Origin of the sequence: Clostridium sp. BL-8, assembly GCF_002006495.1 — a bacterium.
Classification (GTDB): Bacteria; Bacillota; Clostridia; order Clostridiales; family Clostridiaceae; genus Clostridium.
The window spans coordinates 1-9,311 of sequence record NZ_LZZL01000135.1 but is presented as its reverse complement, the minus strand read 5'-3'; the positions used below and the strand labels follow the sequence as shown (position 1 = coordinate 9,311).

Sequence of the window (9,311 nt, the reverse complement as noted above, 5' to 3'; positions counted from 1 at the left end):
CGAAAGATTATAATGGGATGATAAGCTATCTTTTATTGTGCTAGTTAAGATTGTTATATTCTTTAAAAAAACCATAATTAGTATATATGTTTACTAATTATGGTTTTTAAATGTGAATGGAATATCGTTTTCATAATTTCTATAATTTAAATTGATTTACTTAATTTCTCTTTTAGATTTCTATCTTTCTCAATAAACCAGCCTTCTTCTTCACATATATTTCCCCATTGAACTATATCATCTATTTCTTCTTTGGTTAACTCAACCGATATCTTATTAATAATTTTTAAATTTTCTTCATAATACCCATTATACATTTTTAATGCATTAGTTTCTCCTTTTAACCCCAATGAATATAGCGGTGTTCCCTGTGAATCTTTATGATGAGCCACAACGTAAAGTCTTACTCCATGATTCTTTTTATCGGACTCAGAATTAGTTTGTATTACTTCAACTAAGGTTCCTAATGGTATATTATATTTGTCCATAATATCTACATCCTCTCAAAATAAATTCTATAGAAAACTTTATTTTCTTTATTCTTAAGAAATTATTAATTCTCTTTTTTTTCTAGTTCTTCAACTCCAAATAATGCTGCTCCTAGTGCTCCTACTATTTCAGGTTCATCTGAAATAAATAACTTTTCGCCTATTTTTTCTTCTAAAGCATTTACAACTCCAACATTCTGAGCTACACCTCCAGTCATCATGAATTCACTTTCTTTTCCTACTCTACCAAGAAGAGCATTAGTCTTGCTTGATATAGATTGATTTAAAGCGTGAATAATATCAGCTTTTTCTTTGTTTTGTGCAATAAGGGAAATTACTTCTGACTCGGCAAAAACCGAACACATGCTGCTTATTTTTATATCTTCGCTCCATTTCAAAGATTCAGGTCCCATATCCTTTATATCTATTTCAAGAGTTCTAGCCATCATTTCTAGAAATCTGCCGGTTCCAGCCGCACATTTATCATTCATTACAAAATCAATTACTTCTCCTTTTTCATTTAACTTAATGACCTTACTATCCTGGCCTCCTATATCTATTATTGTTCTAATTTTGGGATTTAAATAATGAGCACCTTTACCATGACAGCTTATTTCTGTTATCTCTTTATCAGCAAAAGATATACTTACCCTTCCATAACCAGTAGCAACTATTAGTGAGATGTCAGTTCTGTTTAATTTTGATTTATTTAATATTTCCTCTAAAATTCTGTTCGCACTTTCACTACTTTTAGCTCCAGTTCTTATTACTGTGTAAGCTACAATTTCCTTATTAGTATTAACAACTACCGCATTTGTTGATGTTGAACCACTGTCAATTCCAATCACATACTTTATATCTTCATCTTTTTTATTAGAATTATTTTTTGATTCTTCGCTAATAACATTTTTCATTTTACTATCACCTTTTTCCATGTTTGTTTTTAATGCTTCAATAAATGCCTCAACCCTTGTTTTTATTTGTCCTTCACATTGTTTTGTGTAATCTGTCTCTACTTTTAATATTGGAACATCATAATTTTCTTTCATCTCAGCATATTCATAAGAATAAATATCACAGAATTTAACTGTATGATATATAATTCCATCTAGATTCTCTTTTTGTTCTTTAAGAAAATCTTTTCTATCATTAATATCTGTCATGCGAAGACAAGGCAATTTACTCAACAAATCTTTTATATATTTATGATATACGTCCTCATCATTTAACTCATATTTCCGTTCATCACCGGTACATGAAATATTAAATAATACATTAACATTGGAGTTTTTAACCAATTCAATTATTCCCTCATTGCATCTTGCGCCCATCATTCCTACGTTTATACCAGTTGAAGGCTTACTATAATTTATTTTTATTGAATCACAGATTTCTTTAAGTTTCTCTTCTTCAAATGTCTTTTTGCTAAAACTTTCATATGCATGTATCATTTTTTTAACTATATTTTCATAAATTCTTATAGATTCATCGTTTACTTTTCTAGGCAAATCTAATATATAAATGAATTTATCTGGAAAAGTATCTTTTAAAGTATCATAAAGCCTTCTAGTACTATCACAACAGCTTGTTAATACTACTCCTTCATAATCATTTAAAATTACATCTTCTAATACACCCTTAACATAAGAACACAAGTTAGTATGCATCATCATTTCAGCTTTATCATAGCTCGTTACATTAGGTTCTATTCTCTTTGTCTCAGCACCTAGACTTGTGAATATTTCTATTGGCGTATATTTGCAAGTATATCCAATCATATGTTTCCCTCCGTATTTTTTAAGATTTCTAAAAAAGCTTCTAATCTAGTTTTTAACTGTCCATCTTGACAATTTCTCCTATCCATACAATCTCCATCCAAAATAAGCATTGGTATATTTTTTTCTTTCATTGCATCCTTAAGCTGCATTACACCGCCAGAAGATTGCTTGCAGCCCCAATGACAAAAATGAATGATAGCTTGAGAACCTAAATCATCTACAGCTTTTTTAATTGCCTCGATCTTTCTTTCATAGGAGCCATTATATATATTTAAAATAAGCTTCTTTGCCAATGCTTCTAAAGGATGTTCAACATCCAATTCATCCATGTAATCAAAATTCGTATCATATGATTGAATTTGATATTTAGGATTAAAATTAAAATATTCCTTCATCGTTTCTTGATAATATGGCAAAAGATGAACCCAAAATACTTTTAGTCCTTCACTTTCAGGATACTTTTTTATATCTTCTGCTAATAATTTATAAAAATTATAAATTTCTTTAGTTCCTATACCTACATGTGATGCAAAAAGCATATACATATGCAAAGTTAAAGAGCTCGGATAATATTTTGTTCTTTGATATTTTAAATATTCTTTGAAAAAACTTTTGGATTCATTTTCCCTTTTTAATATTTCCTTCAATTCATTCTCATTAAATTTCTTCTTACACTTTTCTTCAAGCATATTAATCATCTGTCTTAATTGGACTACAACATATTTTTCATTTTCTAGAGAATACTCATAAGGAATATCTAAGATATACGAATCTAAATCATGTTTGCCAGCAAGATAACGGATTGTATTAACATTTCCATCACAACAGGTAGATGTTGTAAATGCAAACTTAGGCTTGGGTAGAATTCCGCTTTCTACTGTTCCAATAAAACCTTTATGATATGAACATAGGGTTTCCGCAACTCCGATATTTTCAGCATATTCATTTACAAAATCCTCACATTCAAAACCTGACATAAAGCAAGACATGCATTCCAGTGATAATGGATTGATATCAAAGCATTGTAGAATTTCCACCGGAGTAAAGATATTAACCCAGGCAGAATTTTCTGGACTTTTTAATCCTCTTAAGATCGAATTAAGAGCTATTAAATTCAATTCTTTATATGCTTTAGGAACTTCTTGAGATGAAAACTTAACCATTTGCTTTTCTAAGAAAAGTCCTAATTTAATCATTTTATATGCTGTTTTTGGATTGGCTTCAGCTTGTTTTTTGGTTAATTCCTCATATTTTTTTACAATATCCATATCCACCTCATTCTTATGACCGAACGTCATATTCACATTTTTTACATTTTTGATTTATCATACCAACTATTATTTTATTCCTTAATGAAATTTTTATCAAATATAACTATTATTAAATATGTAAAATTTATTAAAATATAATAAGGATTGAAGCAAGTTTTATTTAATTCTACTCTTGCCCAATCCCTATTTATTTTAAAATAAAAGTCTATCTTTTATTTTTTCTTTATAATTTTCAATTCTACGCTTTTCATAGCTATTAAGTTGTAGCTTTTCAGTTCTGTAATCGTAGAAAATTTCTTTATTATTCTCATATGGCTTAGTTTCAAAAACTTTTCTAAAAACTTTGATTAGACCCTTTACTTTTGAAAAAAGCATTTCTATTTTGAATTCATCTTTCATATTATTTTTGCCTCTACTAACTTTAAATTTCATTCCGTATTTTTTATAACTCCTTTCTTTGAATATCCATTAAATTTTCTTTTATAACTTCTCATTTAAATCTCTCCTTTACTAATTATTTTTGACAAGTTTATATTATTATAAACTATCATCATAATAATAGATTACTCTTACTGTCGCTTAAGGTATATGTAAAAAATAATTAGAATAAAACTTTCCAACTTTATATGCATGGACACCCGAAAAATAGATAACACTGCTTATATTTTAATCTTAATATTAAGTCAGAATTATAAATTCTATAGTATATTTTCATCGTAATCTCACAAAATACTACACAGTGAGGTGTTCATAATGAAATTAAAAGTATTTATAATATTCTTTTTAATGTTTACATTTGCTCTTGTAAAAGTACCACAGGCAGTTTTTATATCAGATTCTTATAAACAAGGTGTATATAATATTTCTGAAGTAGCGGATTTTACCGCTACCGCTAAACTGGTAGTAAATCCGCCTACAACTTTGATAATAATTGATTCTACTGGTAATCAAAGATATTTTAAAAACTTTGAAAATCTTAATGAAGTTGTAAACTTAGGTTATATTAAAAATGGAGATCTTATTATAATAGCTGGTAAAGGAGAAATAGCTATAACTAAATCATAGTTATTCATTTAGTCCCTATATCTAATTCTCACCATTATAATTAATATTAATTTCTATCTTTATATATAAATCACATTTTCATCATATAGGTAATGATATACTCTTTTTCTCGATTGACAATGTTAAGTATGTTATTTCATATAATCCTTTAAAATGTCATTTATATTAGTTACTTTACTTATAGAAATCTTTCTTTTACGTTGTTCTTATATTTTTAAGCTTATTTAATTTAAAAATAATTTTTCTTATACTGTCTTCTGAAAGATTATATAATTCCGCTATATCAAGGATTTTAGTTCCTTTTTTATAAAGATTGTATATTTCTAAATTTCTTTCCCTTATTGCTATTCTAGTACCATTATTTTCTCCCCAGCCTTTTCTCTCTTCTTTTCTAGGAATATATATGTTTTCTCCCTCAATATATTTTTGCAGCTCCTCTAAAAGTTTCTTCGGCAAAATATCCTTTCCATTTTTGTAACACAATGTTCAATTCCTCCTTATCTTTTATAAGTTCTAGTATTATTTCGCTTTTAGAATTTCCCATTGAAATCACCTCCTAATAAATTTAAAATTTAAAACTACAGTTTTTCATCTTGAATTTTGGATAAAAAAATCCCGTGGATATATATAACCATCCACGGGACTTTAGAAAAAAGACAATAAAAAAACACGATAATCCTCGTGCACTCTGTCAGATTTCAATCCATATTAACTCTTCAGATGACGGTTATTAGTCACTTTCGAAAGCATACTAAGCTTTGATTTATCTAAACTTTCTACAGAAGTTATAGAAATAACTATAAACTTGTTACAGTGCTTCCGACAATATTAAATTATTTAAAAAACACCTCTGCACAATATATAAATGAATTCATATTCTAACTCCTCCTTCATCTGAATTTATTAAACTATTTATATTTTATTTCAAATTTCACTTTCTGTCAACATATTCCAATTATGCTTTATTGCTATTACTACTTTAATGATAACAGTAGAAGAGGTCATTTTAACCTGCCCTCTTCATTATTTATCGATGACACTACTAACCTACTATTTAGGCCAATAGCCACCTCCTATTAATAATCAATATTATCATCCCCTTTCATTTAGAATCACCGGCTGTTTTAATTATCTCATGTGCTGGATAAATTTTCCAATGGAAAAAATTCTTATAATTAAATTTTCCTAATATTCTCTAGTTAATGTTTATTTTGTTAAAATATCATTTGTAAATATCCATTGTTTTTATTTAAGCTTTTTTACATATTTAAGATTCTATTTATGAAAACATATTTTTTGATTTTTTACACAAAATATGTTTAATAACAAAGGAGGTATTCAATAATGAGCAAAGGTATGAAACTTGGAATATTGGTAGTTGTAATATTAATAATTTTAGGTATTCCTATTACTGCTTATAATCAATTGGTTTCCCTTGAACAAACGGCAAATTCTGCATCATCCAATATTGATACTCAGCTTCAAAGAAGATCGGATTTAATTCCTAATTTGGTTAATACAGTTAAAGGATATGCTGCTCAGGAAAAAACAATATACACAGATATAGCAGATGCACGAAGTAAATTGGCTGGAGCTACCAACATACAGGATAGAGCTGACGCAGATAATCAGCTTTCTGGAGCACTTTCTAGATTGTTAGTTGTAGTTGAGAATTATCCTGAATTAAAATCAAATCAAAATTTTAGAGATTTATCCGTTCAATTAGAAGGTACAGAAAATAGAATTGCTGTAGCTAGACAAGATTATAATACTGCTGTAACAAATTATAATACTAAAAGAAGAAGCTTTCCGAGCAATATAGTAGCATCATTATTTGGATTCCAGGAAAAAGCACTTTATAAAGCGGCAGAAGGTGCAAAAGATGTTCCTTCAGTGGATTTTACTAAATGAAAATAAATAATAAAAGCAAAATTCTTAATTTATTTATATGCTTTTTTCTTTTAGTAATTCTTTTTTCATCCTTTCAATCAAATGCTGAAATTAAAATTCCTTCCCCTACAACATATAAATATTTAAATGATTATACTAATGTAGTAAGTCAAACTGAAATGACTAGTATAGTATCCATTGGGAAAGAACTAGAAGATAAAACAGGCGCTCAAGCAGTAGTTGTTCTAATAAATTCAACAAATAATGTTCCTATAGAAGATTATGCTATTACACTTTTTAGAACCTGGGGAATAGGCCAAAAAGAAAAAGACAATGGCTTACTTATTTTATTAGCCATAAATGATAGAACATGGAGAGTAGAAGTAGGTCGAGGTCTTGAAGGAGCTATTCCAGATGTATTAAGTAACAGAATTATGGAATCTATTGCAAAGCCTAGATTTGCAGAAGGTAAATATGGTGAGGGATTAGTCAACTCATATAGTACCTTTTCTGATTATATCGCCAAGGAATATAATGTTACTTTAGATAAATCTTTAAATATATCATTACCAAAGCAAACTACTGCTCAACCTTATGGTACTGGTACTAAAATTGCAGGCGGTATAATAATAGCAATGTTACTATTAGATTTTATGTTTAATAGAGGAAGAATTTCTTTATCTCTATTACAACTCATTTTTTGGAGTAATATATTTAGAGGTCGTGGACCAAGAGGAGGCGGATCTTCCGGCGGAGGTTTTGGTGGCTTTGGCGGTGGATCTTCTGGTGGCGGTGGATCAAGTGGGAGCTGGTAAAAAACAGGACAATAATATTTTCAATTTATGTAATACATAAATTGAAAATATTATTGTCCTCAAATGATTTGGTAAGTCTTCATATAAGGTTAGACATTATGATTTGGATTTTCCTTAACCTTTTTCATTGCTTTTGTAACTTCAACTATTATATCAGTTTCAGCCTGCTGTTTAGTATTTTCTAGTTTAGCCATTACTTTACCTAAAGGAGTGGCTACATAATAAGGTTTTAAATTATTAAGCGAAAGAGTAAATATATCTCTTTTACATATATCGCATTTACATCCATCTGTTCTTTCTAACAAGATTTCCATACAATCATTTATCCATATTTCCATGTAATTTGTGACATTATACATTTGTCTTTTCCCCCTATTAACAAAAGTTATCTTTTTTAACCCCTTAATAACAAAACTTATCGATATTCGTGATTTTAAAATTTCATTACATCTAATAAATATAAATACTTTTCTTATTTTATATTAAAGTACCAAAAAATACAATTATTTAATCTCAATATAATGTCTAATTACGCAAAATTATCAGCTTTATCTAAGACTTGCTTTTAATTTTTTTATTTGCTAATTCAATTAGTTTTTTTTCATCATTTAAATTTGGATTTTCTATAACCAAATCTAGTAAGCATTTTAATATCTCTCCAATTTCCTTACCTTTATTAAATCCTAAATTGATTAAATCTTTTCCATTAATCTTTAAATCTTTTAAATTAAAACATTCCCTTTGCTTTATTATTGAATCCAGTTTCTCTTCAACTTTAATTAAGTTTAATAAACCTTCCTTAATATACAACGGATTTTGTGAAAGTATATCTGCCCTTTTTACTTTAATTAAGTCTCTAAAAAGATCTTCGCCTATTTTATTTAACATTCTCTTGATTGACGCTTTGCTTTCTAATATGCAATCATGATATTGTATTAATGTTAAAACTAAATTAATTGTATCATTATCATATTTCAAATCCTTTAGTATACTTTTACCAGCTATTACTGATTCTTTTCCATGGGAATAATAATGAGAGATTCCATTTTCATCTGTGGTTTTAGTAAAAAGCTTCCCAAAGTCATGAAGCAGCATAGTTAATTTTAAATGCAGAACTGAGTCTATAGCCTCTAATGATAACAATGTATGAGTATATAAATCATATGCATGATATGGATTGTTTTGGTCAAAATCATAGGTTTTATTTATACCTGGTATAATGTAATCTAAAAGTTCACATTCTCTTAATATTTCAATCTTTCGTGAATCATTGATTAATATTTTATTAAATTCTTCTCTAATTCTTTCTTTTGAAATATATTTAATATTATCTTTAAGCTCTTTAATTGCCGTTATAATTGCTGAATCGATTCTGAAATTCAATTGTGCTGAGAATCTGATTGCCCTCAGCATTCTGAGGGCATCTTCACCAAATCTTTGCTTTGGATCTCCAACAGTTTTAATTATTTTATCATTTAAATCTTGAATTCCACCAAAATAATCTACTAAACCATTTATTTCATTGTATGCCATAGCATTAATTGTGAAATCTCTTCTAGCTAAATCTTCTTTAAGAGAAGAAACAAATTTTACTTGCTTTGGATGCCTATTATCTTCATATTCTCCGTCATTTCTATATGTTGTTACTTCATAATTTTCGTTATTTAATATTATTGTTACTGTTCCATGCTTAAGTCCTGTTAATATAACTCTGTCGAATAACCTTATTATATCATCTGGCTTAGCTTTAGTTGTTATATCCCAATCTTTTGGCTTTTTAGATAAAATGCTGTCTCTGACACATCCCCCAACAGCATAAGCTTCATATCCATTATCAATTAATCTACTAATAATAAATTCAACATCTTGCGGCAGTTTAATTTTAACGTTCATTATCTCATCCCCTTATTAACCATACAGATTTCTATAAGTTTATTTTTTAATATATGTGTTGCAATAATAAAATTACATTTAGGATGTCTATCCGCTAAGTAAATATCTAAA

11 protein-coding genes are annotated in these 9,311 nt (G+C 28.1%); 3 read left to right on the top strand and 8 right to left on the bottom strand.

Annotated elements, in window-relative coordinates:
* Positions 1-146: 146 nt before the first annotated feature.
* From CLOBL_RS25590 to CLOBL_RS25575, 4 genes are all read right to left on the bottom strand, one after another.
* Positions 147-488 carry a hypothetical protein gene (locus CLOBL_RS25590; protein WP_077861582.1) on the bottom strand — a complete coding sequence of 114 codons (342 nt, stop codon included), beginning with the start codon at positions 486-488 and terminating at the stop codon, positions 147-149.
* Between the two features lie 65 nt (positions 489-553).
* The gene (locus CLOBL_RS25585) at positions 554-2,266 is read right to left on the bottom strand and encodes an acyl-CoA dehydratase activase (protein WP_077861581.1); all 1,713 of its coding nucleotides are present in this window, start codon (positions 2,264-2,266) and stop codon (positions 554-556) included.
* Positions 2,263-3,534 carry a 2-hydroxyacyl-CoA dehydratase family protein gene (locus CLOBL_RS25580; RefSeq protein WP_077861580.1) on the bottom strand — a complete coding sequence of 424 codons (1,272 nt, stop codon included), beginning with the start codon at positions 3,532-3,534 and terminating at the stop codon, positions 2,263-2,265. The genes CLOBL_RS25585 and CLOBL_RS25580 overlap by 4 nt, the downstream gene beginning before the upstream one ends.
* 195 nt (positions 3,535-3,729) lie before the next feature.
* Positions 3,730-3,936: a hypothetical protein gene (locus CLOBL_RS25575; RefSeq protein WP_179117840.1), complete on the bottom strand. Its 207-nt coding sequence runs from the start codon at positions 3,934-3,936 to the stop codon at positions 3,730-3,732.
* Positions 3,937-4,290: 354 nt separating this feature from the next.
* On the opposite strand from CLOBL_RS25575, the gene CLOBL_RS25570 reads away from it, so the two are divergent.
* On the top strand, positions 4,291-4,602 hold the full coding sequence (locus tag CLOBL_RS25570; protein ID WP_077861578.1) for a hypothetical protein: 312 nt from the start codon (positions 4,291-4,293) through the stop codon (positions 4,600-4,602).
* A 195-nt stretch (positions 4,603-4,797) separates the two neighbouring features.
* On the opposite strand, the gene CLOBL_RS25565 is transcribed toward CLOBL_RS25570, so the two are convergent.
* Both CLOBL_RS25565 and CLOBL_RS29070 read right to left on the bottom strand, forming a co-directional pair.
* Positions 4,798-5,058: a CD3324 family protein gene (locus CLOBL_RS25565; RefSeq protein WP_242953925.1), complete on the bottom strand. Its 261-nt coding sequence runs from the start codon at positions 5,056-5,058 to the stop codon at positions 4,798-4,800.
* Complete coding sequence (locus CLOBL_RS29070; protein WP_278281362.1) at positions 5,018-5,146, bottom strand: hypothetical protein; 129 nt, start codon at positions 5,144-5,146, stop codon at positions 5,018-5,020. The genes CLOBL_RS25565 and CLOBL_RS29070 overlap by 41 nt, the downstream gene beginning before the upstream one ends.
* A gap of 800 nt (positions 5,147-5,946) precedes the next feature.
* Between CLOBL_RS29070 and CLOBL_RS25560 the strand changes: the two genes are divergently transcribed.
* Positions 5,947-6,513: a LemA family protein gene (locus tag CLOBL_RS25560; protein WP_077861577.1), complete on the top strand. Its 567-nt coding sequence runs from the start codon at positions 5,947-5,949 to the stop codon at positions 6,511-6,513.
* Positions 6,510-7,307 carry a TPM domain-containing protein gene (locus CLOBL_RS25555; RefSeq protein WP_077861576.1) on the top strand — a complete coding sequence of 266 codons (798 nt, stop codon included), beginning with the start codon at positions 6,510-6,512 and terminating at the stop codon, positions 7,305-7,307. Before CLOBL_RS25560 ends, CLOBL_RS25555 begins: the two co-directional genes overlap by 4 nt.
* Before the next feature lie 89 nt (positions 7,308-7,396).
* Here CLOBL_RS25555 and CLOBL_RS25550 read toward each other — a convergent pair whose 3' ends face one another.
* Complete coding sequence (locus tag CLOBL_RS25550) at positions 7,397-7,666, bottom strand: late competence development ComFB family protein (RefSeq protein WP_077861575.1); 270 nt, start codon at positions 7,664-7,666, stop codon at positions 7,397-7,399.
* A gap of 193 nt (positions 7,667-7,859) precedes the next feature.
* A complete protein-coding gene (locus tag CLOBL_RS25545; protein ID WP_077861574.1) occupies positions 7,860-9,200 on the bottom strand; it encodes a CCA tRNA nucleotidyltransferase in 1,341 nt (446 codons plus the stop codon).
* Between the last annotated feature and the right edge of the window lie 111 nt (positions 9,201-9,311).

Excerpts from the sequence above, each read along its gene's own strand:
- CLOBL_RS25590 (WP_077861582.1), bottom strand. The coding sequence starts at position 488 with ATGGACAAATATAATATACCATTAGGAACCTTAGTTGAAGTAATACAA.
- CLOBL_RS25550 (WP_077861575.1), bottom strand. The coding sequence starts at position 7,666 with ATGTATAATGTCACAAATTACATGGAAATATGGATAAATGATTGTATG.
- CLOBL_RS25575 (WP_179117840.1), bottom strand. The coding sequence starts at position 3,936 with ATGAAAGATGAATTCAAAATAGAAATGCTTTTTTCAAAAGTAAAGGGT.
- CLOBL_RS25560 (WP_077861577.1), top strand. The coding sequence starts at position 5,947 with ATGAGCAAAGGTATGAAACTTGGAATATTGGTAGTTGTAATATTAATA.
- CLOBL_RS25585 (WP_077861581.1), bottom strand. The coding sequence starts at position 2,266 with ATGATTGGATATACTTGCAAATATACGCCAATAGAAATATTCACAAGT.
- CLOBL_RS25580 (WP_077861580.1), bottom strand. The coding sequence starts at position 3,534 with ATGGATATTGTAAAAAAATATGAGGAATTAACCAAAAAACAAGCTGAA.
- CLOBL_RS29070 (WP_278281362.1), bottom strand. The coding sequence starts at position 5,146 with ATGGGAAATTCTAAAAGCGAAATAATACTAGAACTTATAAAAGATAAG.
- CLOBL_RS25570 (WP_077861578.1), top strand. The coding sequence starts at position 4,291 with ATGAAATTAAAAGTATTTATAATATTCTTTTTAATGTTTACATTTGCT.
- CLOBL_RS25545 (WP_077861574.1), bottom strand. The coding sequence starts at position 9,200 with ATGAACGTTAAAATTAAACTGCCGCAAGATGTTGAATTTATTATTAGT.
- CLOBL_RS25555 (WP_077861576.1), top strand. The coding sequence starts at position 6,510 with ATGAAAATAAATAATAAAAGCAAAATTCTTAATTTATTTATATGCTTT.